This window comes from Antrihabitans auranticaus (assembly GCF_016481275.1).
Classification (GTDB): Bacteria; Actinomycetota; Actinomycetes; order Mycobacteriales; family Mycobacteriaceae; genus Antrihabitans.
Genome location: NZ_JAEMNW010000004.1, coordinates 267,174 through 289,422 on the forward strand (window position 1 = coordinate 267,174; position 22,249 = coordinate 289,422).

General features: G+C 65.9%; 20 protein-coding genes and 1 pseudogene. 17 read left to right on the forward strand and 4 right to left on the reverse strand.

What is annotated here, in order from left to right:
• Nucleotides 1-70 precede the first annotated feature (70 nt).
• A pseudogene (locus tag JGU72_RS19260) lies at nucleotides 71-1,266 on the reverse strand (RtcB family protein).
• 231 nt (nucleotides 1,267-1,497) lie between these two features.
• Between JGU72_RS19260 and JGU72_RS19265 the strand changes: the two are divergent.
• Nucleotides 1,498-2,898, forward strand: a complete 1,401-nt coding sequence (locus tag JGU72_RS19265) for a diguanylate cyclase domain-containing protein (RefSeq protein WP_307828516.1) — start codon at nucleotides 1,498-1,500, stop codon at nucleotides 2,896-2,898.
• Nucleotides 2,899-3,227: 329 nt separating this feature from the next.
• On the opposite strand, the gene JGU72_RS19270 is transcribed toward JGU72_RS19265, so the two are convergent.
• Nucleotides 3,228-4,118: a ribokinase gene (locus tag JGU72_RS19270; protein ID WP_199685616.1), complete on the reverse strand. Its 891-nt coding sequence runs from the start codon at nucleotides 4,116-4,118 to the stop codon at nucleotides 3,228-3,230.
• 81 nt (nucleotides 4,119-4,199) lie between these two features.
• On the opposite strand from JGU72_RS19270, the gene JGU72_RS19275 reads away from it, so the two are divergent.
• From JGU72_RS19275 to holA, 11 genes are all read left to right on the forward strand, one after another.
• Nucleotides 4,200-5,483: a glutamate-5-semialdehyde dehydrogenase gene (locus tag JGU72_RS19275; RefSeq protein WP_199685617.1), complete on the forward strand. Its 1,284-nt coding sequence runs from the start codon at nucleotides 4,200-4,202 to the stop codon at nucleotides 5,481-5,483.
• Between the two features lie 27 nt (nucleotides 5,484-5,510).
• Nucleotides 5,511-6,392 carry an AAA family ATPase gene (locus tag JGU72_RS19280; protein ID WP_199685618.1) on the forward strand — a complete coding sequence of 294 codons (882 nt, stop codon included), beginning with the start codon at nucleotides 5,511-5,513 and terminating at the stop codon, nucleotides 6,390-6,392.
• A complete protein-coding gene (locus tag JGU72_RS19285; protein WP_199685619.1) occupies nucleotides 6,389-7,804 on the forward strand; it encodes a vWA domain-containing protein in 1,416 nt (471 codons plus the stop codon). Before JGU72_RS19280 ends, JGU72_RS19285 begins: the two co-directional genes overlap by 4 nt.
• A 53-nt stretch (nucleotides 7,805-7,857) precedes the next feature.
• Nucleotides 7,858-8,526 carry a nicotinate-nucleotide adenylyltransferase gene (gene nadD, locus JGU72_RS19290; protein ID WP_233532769.1) on the forward strand — a complete coding sequence of 223 codons (669 nt, stop codon included), beginning with the start codon at nucleotides 7,858-7,860 and terminating at the stop codon, nucleotides 8,524-8,526.
• Nucleotides 8,527-8,910, forward strand: coding sequence for a ribosome silencing factor (rsfS, locus tag JGU72_RS19295; RefSeq protein WP_199685620.1), 384 nt, complete (start codon nucleotides 8,527-8,529; stop codon nucleotides 8,908-8,910).
• Entirely contained in the window at nucleotides 8,903-9,559 is a 657-nt protein-coding gene (locus JGU72_RS19300) for a histidine phosphatase family protein (RefSeq protein WP_199685621.1), read from the forward strand. Before rsfS ends, JGU72_RS19300 begins: the two co-directional genes overlap by 8 nt.
• Nucleotides 9,549-10,286 carry a diglucosylglycerate octanoyltransferase gene (gene octT / locus JGU72_RS19305; protein ID WP_199685622.1) on the forward strand — a complete coding sequence of 246 codons (738 nt, stop codon included), beginning with the start codon at nucleotides 9,549-9,551 and terminating at the stop codon, nucleotides 10,284-10,286. Before JGU72_RS19300 ends, octT begins: the two co-directional genes overlap by 11 nt.
• Before the next feature lie 4 nt (nucleotides 10,287-10,290).
• Nucleotides 10,291-11,136, forward strand: coding sequence for a DegV family protein (locus JGU72_RS19310; RefSeq protein ID WP_199685623.1), 846 nt, complete (start codon nucleotides 10,291-10,293; stop codon nucleotides 11,134-11,136).
• 131 nt (nucleotides 11,137-11,267) lie between these two features.
• Complete coding sequence (locus JGU72_RS19315; protein WP_199685624.1) at nucleotides 11,268-12,092, forward strand: ComEA family DNA-binding protein; 825 nt, start codon at nucleotides 11,268-11,270, stop codon at nucleotides 12,090-12,092.
• Complete coding sequence (locus JGU72_RS19320) at nucleotides 12,089-13,603, forward strand: ComEC/Rec2 family competence protein (RefSeq protein WP_199685625.1); 1,515 nt, start codon at nucleotides 12,089-12,091, stop codon at nucleotides 13,601-13,603. The genes JGU72_RS19315 and JGU72_RS19320 overlap by 4 nt, the downstream gene beginning before the upstream one ends.
• Entirely contained in the window at nucleotides 13,596-14,570 is a 975-nt protein-coding gene (gene holA, locus JGU72_RS19325; RefSeq protein WP_199685626.1) for a DNA polymerase III subunit delta, read from the forward strand. The genes JGU72_RS19320 and holA overlap by 8 nt, the downstream gene beginning before the upstream one ends.
• A gap of 71 nt (nucleotides 14,571-14,641) precedes the next feature.
• Here the strand turns inward: holA and rpsT are convergent, their stop codons facing one another.
• Nucleotides 14,642-14,902: a 30S ribosomal protein S20 gene (gene rpsT / locus JGU72_RS19330; RefSeq protein WP_199685628.1), complete on the reverse strand. Its 261-nt coding sequence runs from the start codon at nucleotides 14,900-14,902 to the stop codon at nucleotides 14,642-14,644.
• 199 nt (nucleotides 14,903-15,101) lie between these two features.
• Here rpsT and JGU72_RS19335 point away from each other — a divergent pair, with 199 nt between their 5' ends.
• The 4 genes from JGU72_RS19335 to JGU72_RS19350 are packed head-to-tail and all read left to right on the forward strand — an operon-like array spanning nucleotide 15,102 to nucleotide 19,681.
• Nucleotides 15,102-16,754: a circularly permuted type 2 ATP-grasp protein gene (locus JGU72_RS19335; protein WP_199685630.1), complete on the forward strand. Its 1,653-nt coding sequence runs from the start codon at nucleotides 15,102-15,104 to the stop codon at nucleotides 16,752-16,754.
• Nucleotides 16,755-17,729 (forward strand): alpha-E domain-containing protein, encoded by a 975-nt coding sequence (locus JGU72_RS19340; RefSeq protein ID WP_199685632.1) that lies wholly within the window; start codon nucleotides 16,755-16,757, stop codon nucleotides 17,727-17,729.
• A gap of 8 nt (nucleotides 17,730-17,737) precedes the next feature.
• The gene (locus JGU72_RS19345) at nucleotides 17,738-18,568 is read left to right on the forward strand and encodes a transglutaminase family protein (RefSeq protein WP_199686092.1); all 831 of its coding nucleotides are present in this window, start codon (nucleotides 17,738-17,740) and stop codon (nucleotides 18,566-18,568) included.
• An 18-nt stretch (nucleotides 18,569-18,586) separates the two neighbouring features.
• Nucleotides 18,587-19,681 carry a DUF2332 domain-containing protein gene (locus JGU72_RS19350; protein WP_199685633.1) on the forward strand — a complete coding sequence of 365 codons (1,095 nt, stop codon included), beginning with the start codon at nucleotides 18,587-18,589 and terminating at the stop codon, nucleotides 19,679-19,681.
• A 3-nt stretch (nucleotides 19,682-19,684) separates the two neighbouring features.
• Here the strand turns inward: JGU72_RS19350 and JGU72_RS19355 are convergent, their stop codons facing one another.
• On the reverse strand, nucleotides 19,685-20,254 hold the full coding sequence (locus JGU72_RS19355; RefSeq protein WP_199685635.1) for a type II toxin-antitoxin system PemK/MazF family toxin: 570 nt from the start codon (nucleotides 20,252-20,254) through the stop codon (nucleotides 19,685-19,687).
• Nucleotides 20,255-20,332: 78 nt separating this feature from the next.
• On the opposite strand from JGU72_RS19355, the gene lepA reads away from it, so the two are divergent.
• A complete protein-coding gene (gene lepA, locus JGU72_RS19360) occupies nucleotides 20,333-22,249 on the forward strand; it encodes a translation elongation factor 4 (RefSeq protein WP_233532695.1) in 1,917 nt (638 codons plus the stop codon).

Sequence of the window (22,249 nt, forward strand, 5' to 3'; positions counted from 1 at the left end):
TGCCCTACAGCACCGACATGGTGCCTGTGCGCGGTTGGAGAGTCCAGGGACTCGCCAACCGCGCAAGGGGTCAGCCTTTCACGCAGAGCACCTGCCGCAGCGTCGCGACGACGTCGACAAGATCGGCCTGAGCCGCGATGACCTTGTCGATGTCCTTGTACGCAGCCGGGATCTCGTCGATGACCCCCGCGTCCTTGCGGGACTCGACGCCCTCGGTCTGGGCGATGAGGTCCGCAACCGTGAACTGTCGCTTCGCCGCGTTGCGACTCATCCGCCGGCCGGCGCCGTGCGACGCGGACTGGAAGGATTCCGCGTTGCCCTTTCCGCGCACGACATAGGAGCGTGTGCCCATCGAACCCGGGATCAGCGCCAGCTGACCGTAGCCGGCACGCACCGCACCCTTGCGGGTGACGAGCAGCTGCTCACCGTCGATCGTCTCCTCCGACACGTAGTTGTGATGGCACGAGATCGGCTCGTCGAAACGCACCTGCGGCAGTTCTGCGCGGACCGCCCGGCAGATCAGCCCGAGCATGACGGCGCGGTTGCGCGCCGCGTACTCCTGCGCCCATTCCAGATCCCGCCGGTACGCGGTCATTTCGGCTGTGCCCGAGACAAATACGGCGAGGTCCCGGTCGGGGAGACCGACGTTGTGCGGCAGCCCGCGAGCGATCGCCATGTGCCGCTCGGCGAGTTCCTTGCCGATGTTCCGGCTACCCGAGTGCAGCAGAATCCATACGGCATCCTGCTCGTCGAGGCATACCTCGATGAAGTGGTTGCCACCGCCGAGCGAACCGATCTGGTTGTGCGCCTTGCCTTCCAGCTTCTGCACGTCGCTGTGCAGCGACGTGAACGCACCCCAGAAGCGGTCCCAGCCGGTCCGCAGGCGTGGCGCGTCGAACTGCAGCTTGCGCACATCGACCGCAGACTTGTGCGCAGCGAAGCCGACCGGTACCGCGGCTTCGATGCGCGACCGCAGCCGAGACAGGTCGTCGGGCAGGTCGGCAGCGGTGAGGCTCGTCCTGACACTCTCCATACCGCAACCGATGTCGACGCCGACGGCAGCGGGGGCCACCGCGTCGCGCATCGCGATCACGGACCCGACCGTCGCACCTTGCCCAGGTGCACGTCGGGCATGACGCGGACACCGTGCACCCACTGCAGGTTCGCGATGTTGCGCAGCTGTTGCAGGGCCGCCTGATCGATCTCCGCTTCGGGTGCCCACATCAGCGTCTTCGCTCGCGTTCCACGCAGCTCGACGGGAAACATCGGTCCGTCCTTCCTGTTGTTGTGACCGGAACAACAGTAGGTAGCGAGATCCGTTGGCGCATCCGATTATCCGCTGATCCGGTGCGGGCTCCGCCGAGCGGCGTGCCAAGACACGGTCCGGCGGGACCTCGCAGTCCAGCCGAGCCGACTATCCTCGAGCTTTACACCCGCCGGCGCTTGCCATCGCGCGCAGGCGGGTATCGCCACCGAACGTCTGAGAAGGGACGCCCAGTGTCCGACCCGATGGATCCGAGCGTGCTTCGCTCCGTGCTGGAGCGGTCGCCGGATCTCGTCATGTTGTCGGAATTCAAGACTGGGCGCGTGCTGTATCTGAATCCCGCCGGGGTCCGCCTCGTCGGTCTCGCGGACCTGGCCGACGCGTGCTCCCGCTGCACCGCCGACTTCGTCACCGAGGCCGGTGCGGCGTTCAACGCCGAACTGGAAGCCGCAGTAGCGACTTCGGGCGATTGGTCCGGTTTCAGCGAAATCAACCACTTCGGTACGGGCGAGGCGATCCCGGTGACGATTTCGGTGTTCGTGCTGCACCGCACCGAGGAGGGACCAGCCGTCATCGTCACAACGGCACGTGACTACAGAGACTCGCGACGCCAGGAGCGCCGGCTTCAGCAGGCGCTGGAAGCCGCGGCTTACCGTGCGCGCGAACAGCAGTCGCTCGCAGCGTTGAGCCAGCTGGCCGTCAGCGCAGATCTGGACACGGTGCTGTCGGCGGCAACGGCGGCCGCGTCGGCGATGGTCGGGATGGAGTGCTCGTCGATAGCGCGTTACGACGCCAACGCCGACACCCTCGCGGTGGTCGCCTACAGCGGTCAGCCGCCGCGGCCGCAGAGTTTGCCGTGCGGCGCGGGATCGCAGGCGGGATATGCGTGGTCGACCGGGTCGGTAGTCGTCTCGCGGAATCGGGCGTCCGAAACCCGTTTTGCGACAACGGGTATGGCCGCTCGGGGACTGAAGAGTGGGGTGAGCATGCCGATCGGGGAGAGTCTTGCATGGGGCGTGCTCACGGCCCATAGTTCGAAAGTGCGCGAGTATTCGGCGCGCGACCTTGCCTTTCTGCGCTCGGTTTCGAGCGTCGTGTCGGCAGCGATCCGCCGGATCGAGCTCGAAACCAGGCTCCGCCACCAAAGCCTTCACGACCCGCTGACCGGACTGCCCAATCGGGTGCTCGCATTTCAGCGCATCGAGGAGGCCTTGGACCGGGCGCGCGAATTCGGCACCCGATTCGCCCTGCTCCTGATCGATCTCGACGACTTCAAGACGATCAACGACAGCCTCGGACACACCGCCGGAGACGCGGCCCTCGCCGGATTGGCGCAACGCCTCGCAGCGGTCGTCCGGCCCAGTGACACGGTCGCCCGCCTCGGCTGCGACGAGTTCGTAGTCGTCTGCGTCGACATCGACAATTCGGAAGCCGCTATCGAGATCGTGCGGCGGATAAACACCGCGATCACAGACGGCCACAAGGGCAACTCGGCCGCCTTCAGCGCGAGCATCGGCGTCGCGCTGTCCGACACGTCGAGCACACCGGACGATCTGATTCGCCGAGCCGATCAGGCGATGTACAACGCGAAAGCGCTTGGGCCGGGACAGTATTCGGTGTACGAGCACGCCTGAGCCGGGTTCGTCGTTCCCTGCTTTGCCGGGTCGCGTCCTGCCGCGCCGGTCGGGTCCTGACGCGCCGGTCGGGTCCTGCCGAACCGCCGGTCGGGTTCTGATGCGCCGGTCGGGTCCTGCCTGACGCGCCGGTCGGGTTCTGACGCGCCGGTCGCACACCGGCTAGGGAGTCGCACCGAAAATAGGGCCCAAAACTCGGTGCGACTGCCGAGTCGGGGTGCGGTTGGGGGCTGGAGGGACGGGGGAGTCGACAGTGGGGACGGGGGAGTCGGCGGTGGGGGCGGGGGAGTCGGCGGAGGCGGGGGCTAGAGGTGCGAACCGACCGCCCGTCAGTGCGCGGTCAGGGTGAGAGCCGCTTCGATCTGCTCTGCCGTGGGCATCGAGGTGCTTGCGCCGGGGACGGTTGTGGCCAGCGCACCTGCCGCGCAGGCCCACATCAGGGCGTGTTCGGGTCCGCGGCTCCAGGCGACTGCGAGCGCGCCGACGAAGGCGTCACCTGCACCCGTGGTGTCCACGGCCTCGACCGGCACCGATTCGGCGGCCAGTTGTTCGCCGTCCGGTCCGCGGTAGCTCACTCCCGCGGGGCCGAGGGTCGTGATCACATGCGGGACGCTCGCGAGCACGTCCTTGCCGAGTTGCTCGGCTTCCAGGTGATTCAGGACGAGGACGTCGACGCAGGTCAGCAGCTCGGGAGGCAATTCCTGGACCGGCGAGGGGTTGAGCAGCACCGCGGTCCCGTGGGCCCGAGCGTGCTTCACGCCCACGAGCACCGTCTCGAGGGGAATCTCGAGTTGGCAGACCAGGGTGTCGGCGTCGGCGATCGCCTCGAGTTCCTGCTCGGTGAGTTCGAGAAGGCTCGCGTTCGCATCGGCGACGACGATGATGCTGTTCTCGCCGGATCTGTTGACGGTGATCATCGCTACCCCGCTGGGCCCTTCGACCTCGCGCAGCAGTTCGGTTCCGACGTCGTTGAGCACGAGCGTTTCGCGCAGTTCCAGAGCGAAGGTGTCGTCGCCGACCGCCCCGATGAATTCGACCTCGCCGCCCGCGCGCGCAACCGCTATCGCCTGATTGAGGCCTTTGCCACCCGGAATGGTCGCGAACGTGGCACCGAGCACCGTTTCGCCTGGCATCGGGAGCCGTTCGGTCGTCGTGACCAGGTCCATATTGGCGCTACCGAGAACCGTGATTTTCGGTCCCGCCACCTCTGCAGTGGTCATATTGCTCACGCTAGCCGGTACAGGCCGATTTCGTGCGCAGGCGCGAACGAGACGTCGAACGCGTGAAAGTACGCTGTAGCTATGACGGCGGTGACCGATTCTGCGCAGGTGAACACAAATTCGGACGATGTACGAGAGTTGGTACACGCGGCCGCCCGGCGGGCGCGTGTCGCGTCCCGCGTTCTCGCGCTGTTGACGACCGCGGAGAAGAATCGTGCACTGCATGCGGCGGCCGATGCCGTGCTTGCGGCGGCGGACACGATTCTCGAGGCCAACTCCGCGGACATCGACAACGCCAGGGAGGGTGGCACCGGCGAATCGCTGCTGGACCGACTCAGGCTGACGAGCGCGCGAATCGACGGCATCGCCGCGGGTCTGCGCCAGGTCGCGGGTCTTCCGGATCCGGTAGGCGACGTGGTCCGCGGGTCTACTCTGCCGAACGGCTTGGAGATTCGGCAGGTCCGCGTGCCGCTGGGTGTCGTCGGCATGGTGTACGAGGCGCGGCCGAATGTCACCGTCGACGCCTTCGGGCTCGCCTTGAAATCCGGGAATGCCGCGCTGCTGCGGGGGTCCTCGTCTGCTGCGCTGTCGAATCAGGCGCTCGTGACGGTTCTGCGCGATTCGCTCACCGCGAGCGGCCTGCCCGCCGATTCGGTCCAGTTGCTGCCCAGCGCGGACCGCTCGAGCGTCACACACCTGATCCAGGCCCGCGGGCTGGTCGACGTTGTCATCCCGCGTGGCGGCGCGGGCCTCATCAACGCCGTCGTTCGCGACGCAACCGTTCCGACGATCGAAACCGGCACCGGCAACTGCCACGTGTACGTGCATGCCGCCGCCGATCTCGACATGGCGGAGAAGATTCTCATCAACTCCAAGACGCGCAGGACCAGTGTCTGCAATGCGGCGGAAACGGTGCTGATCGACGACGCGATCGCCACGACCGCCGTGCCGAAGCTGATCGAGGCGCTGGAAAAGCACGGCGTGACGATTCACGGAGACCTGCCCGGGCTCATCCCCGCCAACGAGGACGACTGGTCGAACGAATATCTCTCGCTCGACGTTGCACTCAAAGTGGTGGACGACCTCGACGCGGCGGTGGCGCACATCGACCGCTACGGCACCGGGCACACGGATGCGATCGTGACCGCCGACCTCGCCGCGGCCCGTGAGTTCACCGCGCGCGTGGATTCGGCAGCGGTCATGGTGAACGCTTCGACGGCGTTCACTGATGGCGAGCAATTCGGCTTCGGTGCCGAAATCGGAATCTCGACGCAGAAGCTGCACGCGCGCGGACCCATGGGTCTGCCCGAGCTGACTTCGACCAAGTGGATCGTGTGGGGCGACGGACAGACCAGGCCTGCGTGATCACCACCGAAGTGACGGGACAGACACATGGATAAAGCAGCTCCGGCGCAGCAGCCGTTCTTTTCGTCGGTCGACGACGTCATCGCGCGGCTGGCCGAGACCGGCTACCTCGCGAACAAGGGCACGGCGACCGCTGTTTTCCTCGCTGACCGGCTCGGCAAGCCGTTGCTGATCGAAGGTCCGGCCGGCGTCGGGAAGACCGAGCTCGCTCGCGCCGTCGCGCAGACCAGCGGTGCCGAACTGGTCCGGCTGCAGTGTTACGAAGGTGTCGACGAGGCTCGCGCGCTCTACGAGTGGAATCACGCGAAGCAGATCCTGCGCATCCAGGCGTCGTCGGAAAATCATTGGGAAGAGACGAAGCAGGATGTCTTCTCCGAGGAGTTCCTGCTTTCCCGGCCGCTGCTGACCGCTATTCGACGCACCGAGCCGACCGTCCTCCTCATCGATGAGACCGACAAGGCCGACGTCGAGATCGAGGGCCTGCTGCTCGAAGTACTGAGCGATTTCGCAGTGACGGTTCCAGAACTCGGCACTATCGTCGCGACGCGCAAGCCGTTCGTCGTCCTCACGTCGAATGCGACTCGCGAGCTATCGGAAGCCCTGAAGCGCCGCTGCCTCTTTCTGCACCTCGATTTCCCGGACGAGGACCTCGAACGACGGATCCTTGCGAGTCGCGTTCCCGAGTTGCCGCAGGCCGTTGCCCAGCAGATGGTCCGGACGATTCGAGTGCTTCGTGGCATGCAGCTCAAGAAGCTGCCCTCGGTCGCGGAGACGATCGACTGGGGTCGCACGTTGCTGGCGCTCGGGATGGACACGCTCGACGACGAGGCGGTGCGGTCGACCTTGGGCGTCGTGCTCAAGCATCACGCCGATCATCAGAAGGCGACCGCGGAGTTGAAACTGAATTGACCAAACCGCTTGCACCGCATGGGCTTCCAGGGCATCTTGTTGCTTTCGTCGAAGCCCTGCGCAAGCGTGGCATTCCGGTAGGGCCGTCCGAGACGGTCGACGCAGGACATGTCGTCTCGGTGCTCGACCTCCTCGACCGCGAAGTGCTGCGCGAAGGTTTGGCGTGCGCGCTGGTTCGCCGGCCCACCCATCGGCCGACCTTCGACGGGATGTTCGACCTGTGGTTTCCCGCCGCGATCGGGGTCAGGGAGTCCAGCCCGGACGACATCGAGCTGCCGCGAACACCTGACGGTCAGGTCGACCTAAACGCACTTCGGGAGCTGATCGCCAACCTCCTCATCGACGATTCCCCGCAGGCCGCGGAGATCGCCGCCCAGTTGGTCGACCAGCTCGGCCAGTACCAATCCGCCAACGGACCGTCGTTCTCGGCCTATCAGACCCTGCGCGAAGTGCAGCCCGAGACGCTGTTGCGCAAGATTCTCGACGGCCTGCTCGGGCAGCAGGGCCAAGCCAAAGACGACGATCCCGATGCGAATCTGGCGGCCGAAGTCGCGCGGCGGACTGCTGCGCAGCGGATCGCGGACTTCCGCAAGATGGTCGAGGCGGAGACCCGGCGCCGCTCGGCCGAACGCCTGGGCAAGGAACGCGTCGCGAACTACGGCGTGCCGAAACAGGCCGACGAGGTGGACTTCCTGCGTGCGTCCGACAGCGAGCTGACCCAGCTCAGGAGCAGCGTCAATGCGCTCGCACGACTGCTCGCCACACGGTTGGCCGCGCGCCGCAGGCGGGCCCGCGCTGGTGAGATCGACTTGCGCAAGACGCTGCGCAAATCGATGTCGACGGGCGGCGTGCCCATCGATCTGGTCCAGCGCAAACCCCGCCGGACCCGTCCTGAGCTGGTAATTCTGTGTGATGTCTCGGGGTCGGTCGCGGGCTTCAGCAACTTCACGCTGTTGCTGGTTCATGCGTTGCGCGAGCAGTTCTCGAAGGTCCGGATTTTTGCGTTCATCGATTCCGCCGACGAGGTCACGCATTTGTTCGAGCCGAACGCAGATCTCGGCAAGTCGATGTGGCGAATCATCAACGAAGCGGACGTCATTCAGTTCGACGGCCACTCCGATTACGGCAACGCGTTCGGCGTCTTCACCGACAAGTTCGTTTCCAGCGTCACCAGCCGGACCTCCCTGCTCGTCCTCGGTGACGCACGTAACAATTACCGCGACCCGAACATCAAGGCGCTGCGCGAACTGGTGTCGGTCAGCAAGCACGCGCACTGGCTCAACCCGGAACAGCGCACGCAGTGGGGGTCGGGGGACTCCGCGGCCGACGTCTACCAGGACGTAATCGAGATGCACGAGTGCCGCTCCGCCAAACAGCTCACCGCGGTGGTTGCGGGTCTGCTTCCCGTTTGAGGGCCGTAAGCTGGTCACTCGTGCACAAGACCGGTATCCGCAGACTCGGCGTGATGGGTGGGACGTTCGACCCGATCCACCATGGCCACCTTGTCGCGGCCAGCGAAGTCGCGAACCGGTTCGCGCTCGACGAGGTCATCTTCGTGCCGACCGGACGGCCCTGGCAGAAGGATCGCGACCACGTCAGCCCGGCCGAAGATCGGTACCTGATGACGGTCATCGCGACCGCGTCGAACCCCAGATTCTCGGTGAGCCGGGTCGATGTCGATCGGGCGAAAGAGACGTATACGGTCGACACGCTGCGCGATATTCGCACCCAGAATCCCGGTGCCGAGCTGTACTTCATCACCGGGGCCGACGCCCTCTCCAGCATCCTGTCGTGGCAGGACTGGGAGGAGCTTTTCGACCTCGCGAAGTTCGTCGGCGTGAGTCGCCCCGGCTACGAGCTGGGAATCGAGCACCTCGCCGAGCATCTGCCCAAGTATCCGGACGGTGCCATCACGCTGATGGAAATACCGGCGCTGGCAATCTCGTCGACGGATTGTCGGCAGCGCGCAGCAGACTCCCGGCCCGTCTGGTACCTCGTGCCCGACGGCGTCGTTCAGTACATATCCAAACGGCGCCTGTACGGGTCCGCCGGCGAGGCGACCGCAGACAGTTCGTCACCGATGTCGCCGCCAGTTGCACACTCGGCAGCATCGAACCATGTGGAAGGTAACTAAGTGACCGCATCGAGCGAGGCCATCGAAATGGCATCCGTGGCAGCGCGGGCTGCGGACGAGAAGTTGGCGAACAACGTCGTGGTACTCGACGTATCCGAGCAGTTGGTGATCACGGATTGCTTCGTCATCGCCTCGGCGCCGAACGAGCGGCAGGTCAACGCCGTCGTCGACAATATCGAGGAGAAGCTGCGCGAGGCCGGCCACAAGCCGGTCCGACGCGAAGGCACCCGTGAGGGTCGCTGGACGCTGCTCGACTACATCGACGTCGTCGTGCATGTTCAGCACACCGACGAGCGCAACTTCTATGCGCTGGAGCGGCTCTGGAAGGACTGCCCGACCGTTCCGGTCACGGGGATCGGAGACGGGTCGAACCCTGATGAGTAAGCCGAGTGTTCGCAGGCTCGTGCTACTGCGGCACGGCCAGACCGACTGGAACGCCGACGACCGGATGCAAGGCCAGCTCGAGACGGAACTGACCGATCTCGGTCGCACTCAGGCCAAGGAAGCGGCGCGCGAACTCGCTCCGCGGCGGCCGCTCGTTCTGATCTCGTCGGACCTGCACAGGGCATTCGACACGGCAAGCGTTGTCGGCGAACACGCGGGCGTCGCGCCGACGGTCGATTTTCGGTTGCGTGAGACGCACCTCGGGGATTGGCAGGGGCTGACCCACACCGACGTCGACAGTGGGTACCCGGGCGCTCGCGTCGCGTGGCGGCGCGATGCGACGATGTCGCCGCCCGGTGGCGAGAGCCGCGTGGATGTCGCACGCCGGTCGCGTCCGGTCGTCGACGAACTCTTCGAATCGATCGCAGACGGGTGGCTCGATGCCCCGGTCATGCTTGTTGCGCACGGCGGTTTGATCGCTGCTCTGACGGCATCGCTGCTGGACCTCCCCATCGACCGCTGGCCGATTCTCGGCGGTCTGGGCAATGCGAGTTGGGTCGAGCTCGCCGCCCACGGTGACGGCGCAGACCTGCGTTGGCGACTCGATGTGTGGAACGCGTCGGCGAAGGTGGCCTCTGATGTCCTCTGAGCGTCCGGTGCTGCTCGTTCTGGCCGACTCGCTGTCGTATTACGGTCCCGAAGGCGGCTTGCCCGCCAACGACGAACGGATCTGGCCCAACATCGTCGCCGCGGAACTCGGCTGGGATCTCGAGCTGATCGCGCGGATCGGTTGGACCTGTCGCGACGCGTATTGGGCCCTGATCGGCGATCCGCGCGTGTGGGCAACGGTTCCGAAAGCTGGTGCCGTCGTGTTCGCGGTAGGCGGCATGGACACCCTGCCGTCACCGTTGCCGACCGCTCTGCGCGAGCAGATTCGCTATATCCGTCCGCCCGTGCTCAGACGGTACGTTCGCGCCGGCTATCAGCGGCTGCAGCCGCGCCTCTCGAAGCTCGGCCGGCCGGTTGCGCTTCCGCCGCGGCTCAGTGTCGAGTACCTCGAGAAATCCCGCGCAGCGTTGGCGTACCTGCGTCCGGAGCTGCCGATCATCGGCACCTACCCGGCGGTCCACGATTGCGAGGCATACGGACGCGTTCATGCCGGTCGCGAACCTGCGGTGGCCGCGCTGTCCGCGTGGTCCGAGCAGACACAGGTTCCCCTCGTCGAACTTGGGGACGCCGTTCGGGAGAACATTTTCTCCGACGCTGCCAACCCCGACGGAATTCACTGGGGCTGGGAAGCCCATCGCAGAGTTGCAGACGCCATGCTGAAGACCATCGCTGCGGCCAACCGTTCGACGGACGCGGGGGTTCGGTAGCAACGTGACCGTTGTCGTAGTCACCGATTCCTCTGCGTCCCTGGATCGAAAACTCGCGGAGAAGTACGGAATCCGGGTTGTGCCGCTTCACGTCCTCGTCGACGGCAAAGAGCTGCGCGAAGGCGTCGACGAGATTCCCGAGAGCTATCTGTCGGGTTCGGCGACGACCTCCGGGGCATCGCCGGGCGAACTGCTCGACGCTTACGAGCGGGCATTCGAAGCAAGCGACGGCGACGGCGTGGTGGCCGTGCACATCTCGCGCAAGCTCTCGGCGACCTGGGAGGCGGCTCGCCAGGCGGAGACGGAATTCACAGGCGGCATCAGAATCGTCGATTCGCTCAGCGCCGCCATGGGTGTCGGATTTCCCGCGTTGGCCGCGGCGCGGTGTGCCGCATTGGGCGGATCGCTCGACGACGTCTACGACGCGGCGATCTCGGTGACCCTGCGTTCGCGGAGCCTGGTCGTTGTCGATCGTCTCGATCATCTGCGCCGCGGCGGGCGCATCAGCACCGCGGCCGCCCTGGTCGGGACGGCGCTGGCGATGAAACCGGTCCTGCACATGGTCGAGGGCAAACTCGTACCGAAGGAAAAGACGCGGACCTCCTCCAAGGCGCTCGGGAAATTGGTCGACGCGGCGGTGAAGGACAGCGGCACCGTGTCGGTCGCGGCGGCGGTGCAGCACATCTCCGCTCGCGAGCGTGCCGATCGGGTCGCCGATCAGTTACGCGAACGAATTCCCAATCTCGACGAGCTGATCGTGACCGATTTCGGCCCGACGCTCGGAGTGCACCTCGGACCTGGTGCGGTCGGCGTGGTCGTCGTGCCTGGCGGTGCCGGTTCCCCGACGTAACCGTAAGTGCCGCAGCAAGTTTCGCTGCAGCCCGGGTGAGTTATCCACAGGGCCCGAGTTACTAACAGGGCAATTCGAAAGCCCAGGTCGGGCGAGCTGACCGGTCCGGCGGCTGTCCTACGGTGGCGGCCATGCGCAGTCCATCACTTGTCGGCCGCTCGGCCGGCGGCGACGATCACGACCTTGTCCGCAACCGGCTCGAATCTGTACTCGGTGACGATTCGCGCGGCCGCGAGCCGGGTGCGGACTACGAAAGCCCGCGCGCGGACACGCCGGACTGGCTCGCCGAACCCGACACCGGCCCGAGCAGGTGGACGATCGATCGGCTCCGCGGCGCACGGCTGAACCCCGGGAGGCGCGGCGCGATCGCCCTGGCAGGGGTGGCGATCGTCGTCGCTGCCGTGGCCGGTGCGGTGGTCTTCGGCGACCGGCCGATGCACCGACCGGCCCCTGCTGTGCAGTCGGTGTCGGTGCCGACCTCCAGCGCTGCGGCAGAACCTGCGGAGCTGGTCGTCAGCGTGGTCGGACTGGTGAACGTCAGCGGCCTGGTGCGGTTGCCACCCGGCGCGCGGGTTGCCGACGCGATCGCGGCAGCAGGCGGGGCGAAGGACGGCGCCGACTTGTTCAGCCTCAACATGGCACAGCGGGTCTCCGACGGCGACCAGATCTTGGTCGGCGTGGCCGGAGCGGGCGACGGTCCGCCCGTCCTGGGCAGTGCGACCGTGACGTCGTCGGGCGAGACCGCGGGAGCGACGGCAGTTGCAGGCAAGATCAACCTCAACACGGCGACCGAGGCAGAACTCGACTCCTTACCCGGCGTGGGACCGGTGACCGCGGCCGCCATCGTCGCGTGGCGGACGGCGAACGGCAGGTTCACCGACATCGAGCAACTCGCGGAGGTCGACGGTATTGGGCCGACCCGTCTGGCACGCCTACGCGACCAGGTGACGTTGTGACGACGCCGGTGCAGCAGCTCGATCTCCGGCTTGTACCGGGCGCGTTGTCCGTTTGGGGTGCAACGCTTTTCGGTGTTCTTGCGGGTTGGCGGCCGGCGCTCGTCCTTGCCTTCGTTCTGGTGATCGGTGCGGCAGCGGTGTGGTCGCTGGGTGTTGCGCGCGTCGGCGCAGGCATAGTCGCGGCCCTCGCGCTCGGTGGCGGTTTCTCCTTCGCGATCGCGGTGCGCGCCCAGGCGGTCGGCGATCATCCACTCGCACGCGCGCACGCCGACACGTACGTGACCGCGACGGTAGAACTGTCCGACGATCCGAGGCCGGTCAAGGCCCCGGGGCCAAGTCGCGTGATGGTGACTGCGGCGCTCGTCGAATTCGAGAACTCGCGCGGTATCACACGTTCCGGCGGGGCCGTCGTGGTCGTCGCGCCCGCCGACGGGTGGCGGACCCTGCTACCCGGCCAGCGCGTCCGTTTCCGGGCTGCAGTTGCGGAACCACTGCACCGCGATCTGACGGTAGCGACGCTGCGCGCCGCCGCCGAGCCGCTGTGGACGAGCAGGCCCTCGCTCGTCCAGCGATTCGCGGGCGACGTCAGGGCGCGGTTCGCAGCGGCTGCCGAAGCCGCGCTTCCTGGAGCCGCAGGGGGCTTGCTGCCGGGTCTGGTCGTCGGTGACACCTCGCGCTTGCCCGAGGACGTCCGGGACGAATTCAAAACCGCGGGCCTGTCGCACTTGACCGCGGTCTCCGGCGCCAACGTCGCCATCATCGTCGGCGCGGTGTTGCTCGCTGCACGCGCTCTCACGGTCGGTCCGCGCACGGCTGTCGTGGTCGCGGCAGTTGCATTGGCCATGTTCGTCGTCCTCGCGCGCCCGTCGCCGAGTGTGCTTCGCGCAGCCGTCATGGGGTCGATCGGCCTGCTCGGGCTGATCACCAGCCGGCGCAAGCAAGCGGTTCCGGCGCTGGCCGCCGCGGTGATCGTGCTTCTGGCCTTGTATCCCGCGTTGGCGGTGAACATGGGCTTCGCTCTGTCCGTACTTGCCACGGCGGGACTGGTCCTCGTGGCGCCGACCTGGGCGGACTGGCTGCGCGGCCACGGTTGGCCGCGAGCTCCGGCGGAGGTTCTCGCGGTCGCGACGGCGGCGTTCGCCGTCACGGCTCCGCTCGTCGCGGCGCTGTCGGGCACCGTCAGCCTGGTCGCGATCGGCGCGAACGTGCTGGTGGGCTGGGTGATCGCACCGATCACCGTCCTCGGTGCGGTGAGTGCGATCCTCGCGTCGATCTGGCTGCCGCTGGGCGTCGTGGTTGCCGACCTGACCGGTGCGCCGCTGTGGTGGCTGCTCTGGGTGGCGCACGAGGCGGCAGCGCTACCCGGCGGTTCGCTCACGGTGTGGGACGGACTGGGCGGTGGTGTCGTCATTGCGCTGGTCGGCTGCGGGCTAGTCCTTGCGGTGTGGTCGGTGCGGGTCCCCGGGCGGGCTGGTCGTCGTACCCCCGTGCGACGATCGCCCCGTGACTGAACCGACTCCCGCGCAGGTGCATCTCGTCCTCGGTGAGGAGGACCTGCTCATCGAACGCGCCGTCACGCGAATCGTCGCGGCTGTCCGCGCGGCGAGCGGTGCCGGTGACAACCTGCCGGTCAATCGACTTCGTGCGGGGGACGCGAGCGCCCCGGAGTTAGCGGAGATGCTCAGCCCATCGCTGTTCGCAGAAGACCGGGTCATCGTGTTGGAAGCCGCTGCAGAGGCCGGTAAGGACGCGGTGGCGCTCGTGCAGGATGCGGCAGCATCGCCGCCCGACGGCATCGTCCTCGTTGTGCTGCACACCGGTGGCGGTCGAGCGAAGGCGCTCGCACCGGCGCTGCAGAAAGCCGGTGCGCAGGTCCACGATTGCGCGAAGGTCGCCAAGTCCGGTGAGTTCGTCGACTTCGTCCGCAACGAGTTCCGCGGTCTCGGTGTGCGGGTGTCGGTCGAAGTAGTGCAGAGCGTGCTCGAAGCGATCGGAAACGACGTGCGGCAGTTGGCGTCCGCGTGCTCGCAACTCGCCGCGGACACCGGCGGAAAAATCGACGTCGCGGCGGTCCGCAGGTACTACTCGGGCAACGCTGCAGTCACCGGATTCGACGTTGCCGACCTCGCGGTGTCAGGCGATCGCGCTGCCGCTCTCGAGGCGCTGCGCTGGGCGATGCTGAAGGGGCTGCACCCGGTGCTGCTCGCCGACGCGCTCGCGGATTCGGTGCACACCATCGCTCGGGTGGGTTCGGCCGGTCGGGGAGACCCGTTCAAGTTGGCGGGCCAACTGGGAATGCCGCCCTGGAAGGTCAAGAAGGGCCAGGCTCAGGTGCGCGGCTGGAGTCCGGAGACGATCAACGCGGCAATGCAGGTCGTCGCTGCGCTGAATGCAGACGTGAAGGGCAACGCCGCAAGCGCCGACTATGCGATCGAGCGCGCCGTCGAACAGGTTCTGACGTTGCGCAACGCACGCTGAGGACTGCTTACGGGCACAAAAAGGCCGCCGGGGTCCCTATGACCACGGCGGCAGCAGCCTCGTCTAAAAGATCAGAGCTTGTTGAAGGCGAGCGCGAGCGCCGACTTCTTGTTTGCAGCCTGGTTGGAGTGGATGACACCCTTGCTCGCGGCCTTGTCCAGCTTCCGACCGGCCGCGAGGAGCGCAACGCCCGCCTTTTCCTTGTCACCGGCAGAAGCGGCCTCACGGAAGGAGCGAATCGACGTACGCAGTGCCGACTTCACGGACTGGTTGCGCAGACGGCTCGCCTCGTTGGTGCGGATCCGCTTTACCTGGGACTTGATGTTGGCCACGCGTTTTCCCTCTGTCTTCTGGTGATCGGGTTGTCATTGCTGACGTTGCTGAAAAGTCTTCTGGGCGCGTTCACACGCCGACGGTCGAGAATACCAGGGGTACGGTCGCGTTCTCAAACCGCCGTCATTACAGGCGCTGATTCCAGAAATTAACTTCTCGCTGCCTGCCGTCCCGCGCTGAATGTAGCAACATGGCCCAATGACCTCCCGCACGACGACAAAGACAGCCAGGCAGACGCAGGTCAGATCTCGCGGCACGGATTCGACGCCACAAGTGTTCGACGGCTACGAGTCCGCGAACGGCTACGGCCGCGCCTTCGACGAGATGTTCGACGGTGACGGCAAGATTCGCACGCCGTACAAGGGCATCTACGAAGCGCTCGCACCGACCGACGTCGCCGACCTCGCCGCCCGCTCGGACGCCCTCGGGCGCGCGTTCATCGACCAGGGCATCACGTTCTCGCTGTCCGGGCAGGAACGTCCGTTCCCGCTGGACCTGGTGCCGCGTGTCATCGCCGCTGCCGAATGGGCTCGCCTCGAACGCGGCATCAAGCAGCGCGTCAAGGCGCTCGAGATGTTCCTCGCGGACGTTTACGGCGAGCAGTCGATTCTGCGTGATCTCGTGATTCCGAAGCGGCTCGTGACGTCGTGCGAGCACTTTCATCGCGAAGCTGCCGGGTTCGTTCCACCGAACGGTGTGCGAATCCACGTCGCGGGTATCGACCTCGTCCGCGACGAGAAGGGCACCTTCCGCGTGCTCGAAGACAACCTGCGCTCGCCGTCAGGCGTCTCCTACGTCATGGAGAACCGCCGGACGATGGCCCGCGTCTTCCCCGATCTGTTCTCGTCGCATCGGGTGCGCGCCGTCGGCGACTATGCGACTCACCTACTGCGAGCGCTGCGCGCGTCCGCCGCGCTCAACGAAGCCGATCCGACGGTCGTCGTCCTGACACCAGGCGTTGCGAACTCGGCCTACTTCGAGCATTCGCTTCTCGCTCGGCAGATGGGTGTCGAGCTCGTCGAGGGCCGCGACCTCTTCTGCCGCGACAACGTGGTCTATATGCGCACGACCGAGGGGGAACGCCAGGTCGACGTCATCTATCGGCGCATCGACGACGATTACCTCGATCCGATGCAGTTCCGTCCGGACTCGGTACTCGGAGTCGCAGGCCTGTTGAACGCGGCGCGAGCGGGCAATGTCGTCATCTCCAGCGCGGTGGGCAACGGCGTCGGCGACGACAAGCTCGTCTACACCTACGTGCCGACGATCATCGAGTACTACCTCAACGAGAAACCGCTGATCGCGAACGTCGATACGTTCCGGTGCTGGCTGAACGACGAGAAAGAGGAAGTGCTCGACCGCGTAGACGAATTGGTGATCAAACCGGTCGAGGGTTCGGGCGGCTACGGAATTGTGTTCGGCCCGGACGCGACACCCAAGGAACTCGAAGTCATTTCGCGCAAGATCAGGGCGGACCCGCGTGGGTGGATCGCCCAGCCGGTGGTGCAGCTCTCCACTGTTCCGACGAAGGTTGGCGACAAGCTCGCACCCCGGCATGTCGACCTCCGGCCGTTCGCAGTCAACGACGGCGAAAAGGTATGGATTCTGCCTGGGGGATTGACTCGCGTGGCGCTTCCCGAGGGGTCGTTGATCGTGAACTCGAGCCAGGGTGGCGGCAGCAAGGACACCTGGGTGCTCGCGAGCAGGGCCTCGATCGCAGAGCGTGAGCTGGCGGGTGAGGAGTTGGTCGGCGAAGTGCCGGTTTCCAGTGGCGCCGCCGAGCACGGGCCCGAATTGAGTCAGTCGCAGGTCAATCAGCAGCAACAACAACAGCAGGGCAAGGTGAGCTAGATGCTGGCTCGAAACGCGGAATCGCTGTTCTGGATCGGCCGGTACGTCGAGCGCGCGGACGACACCGCACGCATCCTCGACGTCGCCGTTCATCAACTGCTCGAAGACGCGACCGTCGACCCCGACCGGACCTCTCGCCTGTTGCTGCGCGTGCTCGGCATCGAACCCCCGGAGGGGACGCTGGACGTGTGGTCGGTGACCGATCTCGTAGCGTTCAGCCGTGCGCACGGTGGTTCGATCGTCGATTCGATCTCGAGCGCACGTGAAAATGCCCGCGGTGCACGGGAAGTCACGTCGAGCGAGATGTGGGAATGTCTCAACACGACCTACAACGGTCTGGCCGAACGCGAACGTGCTGCCCGACGGCTCGGCCCGCACGAGTTCTTCCAGTACATCAAGGCGCGCGCCGCCATGTTCGCAGGTCTGGCGGATTCCACGCTGAGTCGTGACGACGGCTATCGCTTCCTGTTGCTCGGCCGCTCCGTCGAACGTGTGGATATGACTGTCCGACTGCTGCTTTCGCGTGCCGGCGACCGGACGTCGTCGCCGGCTTGGGTCACGGTGCTGCGTTCGGCGGGTGCACACGACACCTATCTGCGGACGTATCGCGGCGCGCTCGATGCCGCTTTGGTCGCCGAGTTCATCTTGCTCGACCGACTGTTTCCACGGTCGGTCTTCCACACGATCCGCGTGGCTGAAAAGTGCCTCGAGGAATTGGATCAGCGCCCCAGCAGTCGCGTCGGGGCACGCGACGAAGCGCAGCGCCTGCTGGGCCGGGCGCGCAGTGAACTCGAGTTTCTGCCGCCGGGAGAATTGCTCGAAGATTTGCAGGCACGGTTGCTCTCGTTGCAACGCACGTGCCGCGAGGTCGGGGAAGCTGTTGCGCTGCAATACTTCCACGCTGCGCCATGGGTTGCCTGGACAGATGCTGGAATCAGCGCCGAAGATTTGGTCGAAGTGGAGGGCGAGCTGTGAGCTGGCGTATGCGGGTTGTACACACGACGGGCTATGCCTACAACGCGCCGGTGACGTCGTCGTACAACGAGGCGCGGTTGACGCCGCGTGCGGACTATCGGCAGAACGTCATCCTGAACCGCGTGGAGACCACTCCGGCAACGCGCTCCTACAAATACCGCGACTACTGGGGTACCTCGGTGACGGCGTTCGACCTCCATGCCCCACACACGGAACTCGAGGTGACCGGCTCGTCGGTCGTCGAGACGGAACCCTTTGTGCCGCCTGCGGAGTCGTGGTCCTGGGACGACCTGCGCAGTGACATGTTGCTCGACCGGTTCGACGAATTGCTCACGCCCACCAAGTATGTGCCGCGCGACCGCAAGCTCACGTCGGTAGCGAAACAGCTGGCGAAGGGTGTCGATCCTGCCGACGCGGTCATCAAGGCTGCCGAGTGGGTGCATTCCGAAATGTCGTACGTGGCGGGTACCACCGGCGTGCACACCTCGGCAGTCCAGGCCTGGGACGAGCGCAAGGGCGTGTGTCAGGACTACGCGCACCTGACGCTACTTCTGTTGCGTAGCATGGGAATTCCCAGCCGCTACGTATCCGGCTATCTGCATCCGAGGAAGTCGGCCGTACTCGGTGAGACCGTCGCGGGTGAGAGTCACGCGTGGGTCGAAGCGTGGACCGGAACCTGGTGGGCCTACGACCCGACGAATGCCGTCGGCATCAGCGAGCAGCATGTCTCGGTAGGCGTCGGGCGCGATTACGCCGACGTTCCGCCACTGAAGGGCATCTACTCGGGTGGCGGGTCCACGGCACTCGATGTCGTCGTGGAGATCACCCGGCTCGCGTAGCGGACTAGAATTTTCGGGATGCCGGAGTCGACCGAACGCGGAACCGAACCAGCGGGGAAGGCGGGCAGTCTCGCTCAGGCGTATCGACGTTTCGGTGCGGTCGATGCCGCGCAGACGTCGCCGCTGTACGAGCGCGTCGCAATCGCGCTCAGCGAGTCCGACGAGGCGTTGCGCGCTATCGAGGCGGTTCCTGCGCGTAAGCGGAAGCCGGCGCTCATCCTCGCTGCGCTGCACGATCTAGCCCTCGCCGGACGCGCGCCGGCGCTCGCGGCGGCCTACAAAGCTGGGGATTGCGACGCCGCAGCCCTCGCCGCGATAGACGCGCTGACGCGAATGACCGAAGCGGTGGCGGAAATCGCCGGACGCCGGAAGATGCGGACCAACGAGGCCGGTCGCTGCGCGGTGCTGTATCCGGCAATAGCCGAGGCCGCGCACCGAGCGGGCGCCGACGCGCTAGGGCTGATCGACGTGGGCTGCTCTGCGGGGTTCAACCTCAACGTCGATCGCGTCGGCATCACCTATAGCAACGGTCAGTCGCTGGGCGACCCGTTGTCTCCAGTGCAACTGTCGGCGTCCGTCGTGGGTGACAGGGACCTCCCGACGCGGACAATTCCGCAGGTGGTCGCCCGAATCGGGGTCGACCTCGATCCGATCGACGTCACCGATGCCGATGAGGCCCGGTGGTTGCGCGCCTGCGTCCGGCCGGACGAACCGGAACTGGCGGCGAGGCTCGAAGCGGAGATCGCTGTGACGGCGAAGGATCCTCCGCAGCTGTTGAAGGGCGACGCCATCGAGGTGCTGCTGGACGCGTTGGCCCATGTGCCCGCGGACGCCTTGCCCGTGGTCACCACCACCTGGTCGCTATCGCAGTTCTCGCTCGACAATCGTCTGCGCTTTCTGCACCGCCTGGACGAAGCAGCCGACCGCACCGTCGCATGGGTGTCGGTGGAAGGGGTCGGCGTCGCTCCGACGATTCCCACGTTCGGCGATCGTCGTGCATCCGGCCACAGCATCATCGGCTTGGCGGTCGTCGACCGGACATCGCTCCGCGCAGAGGCCGTCGGCCGCTGCTGGTCGCAGGGCCGACTTTTGGCGTGGTTGGCGGACTCCTAGTCCTCAGCGCCAGCTGTATTCCTGGCACAGGCGGGCTGCGACTTCGTCGAACACTTTGCGTTCCAGAATCGCACCCTCGCGACGAATGCCGGCCTCGGGAACGTCGAGCACTCGATCGAGCCGGACCCAACTCGGGCGACCCTGGTGGTCCCAGACGCCGCGACCGATGCCGATCCAGTCGCGATCGTTCGCGCGCGCAGGATTCGACGACAGCATCAATCCGAGCAGTGTGCTGCGGTCACGGCCAACGACGAGAACCGGGCGATCCTTTCCGTTGTTCGGATCTTCCTCGTATGTGACCCACGTCCACACGACCTCGCCGGGGTCTGCTCGACCGTCGAGTCGCGGCGCATAGACGACGCGGCGTGCACGCTCCGCGGTAGGAACGGCATTGGATGCGACGGGGCGCACTTCGATGCCCTTGCCGGCATTGGGCGCCGGCGCGTGGGGGAGAACCCCGGACTTCTGCAGCCGTTCGAACAGCTTGGGAGCCTGTGTCCGAACAATTTTGGGTGCCTGGTCCTTGGCGATGCTGGTGATCTGTTTGCTGAGAGCGCTCCAAGGTCTGGCCATGGCTCCGAGCTTAATAGTGCGCGGCATTTCTCTCACTCCGGCTCCGGCCGGAATCGAAGCGCCGGACGGCCGGATCTGATGCACCGTCCCGACCCACCCATCTGCGCACGTAGACTGCCCCGTGACGACGCGCTAACTGTCCTTGCCGAGGAGTTCCCCATTACCAGCTTCGCTGACACGACGTTCACGGATCCGTCGCGGATCCGGAACTTCTGCATCATCGCGCACATCGACCACGGCAAGTCGACGCTCGCGGACCGGATGTTGCAGCTCACAGGGGTTGTCGAGGGGCGCCAAATGCGTGCGCAGTACCTCGACCGAATGGATATCGAGCGCGAGCGCGGCATCACGATCAAGGCCCAGAACGTCCGTTTGCCGTGGGTCGTGGACGGTGACGAATACGTCATGCATCTCATCGACACGCCTGGCCACGTCGACTTCACCTATGAGGTCTCGCGTGCGCTCGAGGCTTGTGAGGGTGCGGTTCTGCTTGTCGACGCAGCCCAGGGGATCGAGGCGCAAACCCTCGCCAACCTGTATCTGGCGCTCGACAAAGAGCTGACGATCATTCCTGTGCTCAACAAGATCGACCTGCCCGCGGCGGACCCGGATCGCTATGCCGAGGAGATTGCCCACATCATCGGGTGCGAGCCTGGCGATGTCCTGCGGGTGTCCGGCAAGACCGGCGTCGGCGTTAAAGAACTTCTGGATCACGTCGTCGCGATGGTTCCTGCCCCGGTCGGCGACGCAGATGCGCCTGCACGAGCCATGATTTTCGACTCCGTCTACGACACCTATCGGGGCGTTGTCACCTACGTTCGGGTCGTCGACGGCAAGATCGTGCCGCGCGAGAAGATCAAGATGATGTCGACGGGCGCGACCCACGAGCTACTCGAGGTCGGCATCGTTTCACCGGAGCCGAAGGCGACGATCGGCCTGGGTGTCGGTGAGGTCGGCTATCTGATCACCGGCGTGAAAGACGTGCGCCAGTCGAAAGTCGGCGATACCGTGACCTCGTCGCGCAATGGTGCGACCGCGCCGTTGACCGGTTATCGCGAGCCGCGCCCGATGGTCTACTCGGGTCTGTATCCCGTCGACGGGTCGGATTACCCGGACCTGCGCGACGCGCTGGACAAGCTGCAGTTGAACGACGCTGCCCTTACTTACGAGCCGGAGACGTCGGTCGCCCTCGGGTTCGGCTTCCGCTGCGGCTTCCTCGGACTGCTCCACATGGAGATCACGCGCGAACGGTTGCAGCGCGAGTTCGACCTCGAACTCATTTCGACGGCACCCAACGTGGTCTACCGCGTCGAACTCGAGGACGGTAGCGAGCACGTCGTGACGAACCCGTCGTATTGGCCGGAAGGTAAGGCGCGCAACATCTTCGAGCCGATCGTGAAATGTACGATCATCTCGCCGAGCGAGTTCATCGGCACCATCATGGAGCTGTGCCAGGCGCGGCGCGGTGAGCTCGGCGGCATGGACTATCTGTCGGAAACGCGCGTCGAGCTGCGCTACACGCTGCCGATGGCCGAGATCATCTTCGACTTCTTCGACTCGCTGAAATCCCGAACCCGCGGCTACGCGAGCCTCGACTACGAAGAGTCGGGCGAGCAGGTCTCGCAGTTGGTCAAGGTCGACATCTTGTTGCAGGGCGAGGCGGTCGACGCGTTCAGCGCGATCGTGCACAAGGACGCGGCAGCCGCGTACGGCAACAAGATGACGAGCAAGCTGCGCGAGCTGATTCCGCGCCAGCAGTTCGAGGTCCCGATTCAGGCTGCGATCGGCTCGAAGATCATCTCCCGCGAGAACATTCGCGCGATCCGCAAGGACGTCCTCGCCAAGTGCTATGGCGGTGACATCACCCGCAAGCGCAAGCTCCTCGAGAAGCAGAAAGAGGGCAAGAAGCGGATGAAGACCATCGGTCGCGTCGAAGTTCCGCAGGAAGCCTTCGTCGCCGCCCTGTCTTCGGACTCGGACAAGCCCAAGAAGTAG

Bases quoted from the DNA above. Each gene is read 5' to 3' on its own strand.
- JGU72_RS19355 (WP_199685635.1), bottom strand. From the start codon at position 20,254: ATGGCCAGACCTTGGAGCGCTCTCAGCAAACAGATCACCAGCATCGCC.
- JGU72_RS19300 (WP_199685621.1), top strand. From the start codon at position 8,903: ATGAGTAAGCCGAGTGTTCGCAGGCTCGTGCTACTGCGGCACGGCCAG.
- JGU72_RS19275 (WP_199685617.1), top strand. From the start codon at position 4,200: ATGACGGCGGTGACCGATTCTGCGCAGGTGAACACAAATTCGGACGAT.
- JGU72_RS19345 (WP_199686092.1), top strand. From the start codon at position 17,738: ATGCGGGTTGTACACACGACGGGCTATGCCTACAACGCGCCGGTGACG.
- nadD (WP_233532769.1), top strand. From the start codon at position 7,858: ATGGGTGGGACGTTCGACCCGATCCACCATGGCCACCTTGTCGCGGCC.
- JGU72_RS19270 (WP_199685616.1), bottom strand. From the start codon at position 4,118: ATGACCACTGCAGAGGTGGCGGGACCGAAAATCACGGTTCTCGGTAGC.
- JGU72_RS19350 (WP_199685633.1), top strand. From the start codon at position 18,587: ATGCCGGAGTCGACCGAACGCGGAACCGAACCAGCGGGGAAGGCGGGC.
- lepA (WP_233532695.1), top strand. From the start codon at position 20,333: ATGCACCGTCCCGACCCACCCATCTGCGCACGTAGACTGCCCCGTGAC.
- JGU72_RS19340 (WP_199685632.1), top strand. From the start codon at position 16,755: ATGCTGGCTCGAAACGCGGAATCGCTGTTCTGGATCGGCCGGTACGTC.
- JGU72_RS19280 (WP_199685618.1), top strand. From the start codon at position 5,511: ATGGATAAAGCAGCTCCGGCGCAGCAGCCGTTCTTTTCGTCGGTCGAC.
- JGU72_RS19315 (WP_199685624.1), top strand. From the start codon at position 11,268: ATGCGCAGTCCATCACTTGTCGGCCGCTCGGCCGGCGGCGACGATCAC.
- octT (WP_199685622.1), top strand. From the start codon at position 9,549: ATGTCCTCTGAGCGTCCGGTGCTGCTCGTTCTGGCCGACTCGCTGTCG.
- JGU72_RS19335 (WP_199685630.1), top strand. From the start codon at position 15,102: ATGACCTCCCGCACGACGACAAAGACAGCCAGGCAGACGCAGGTCAGA.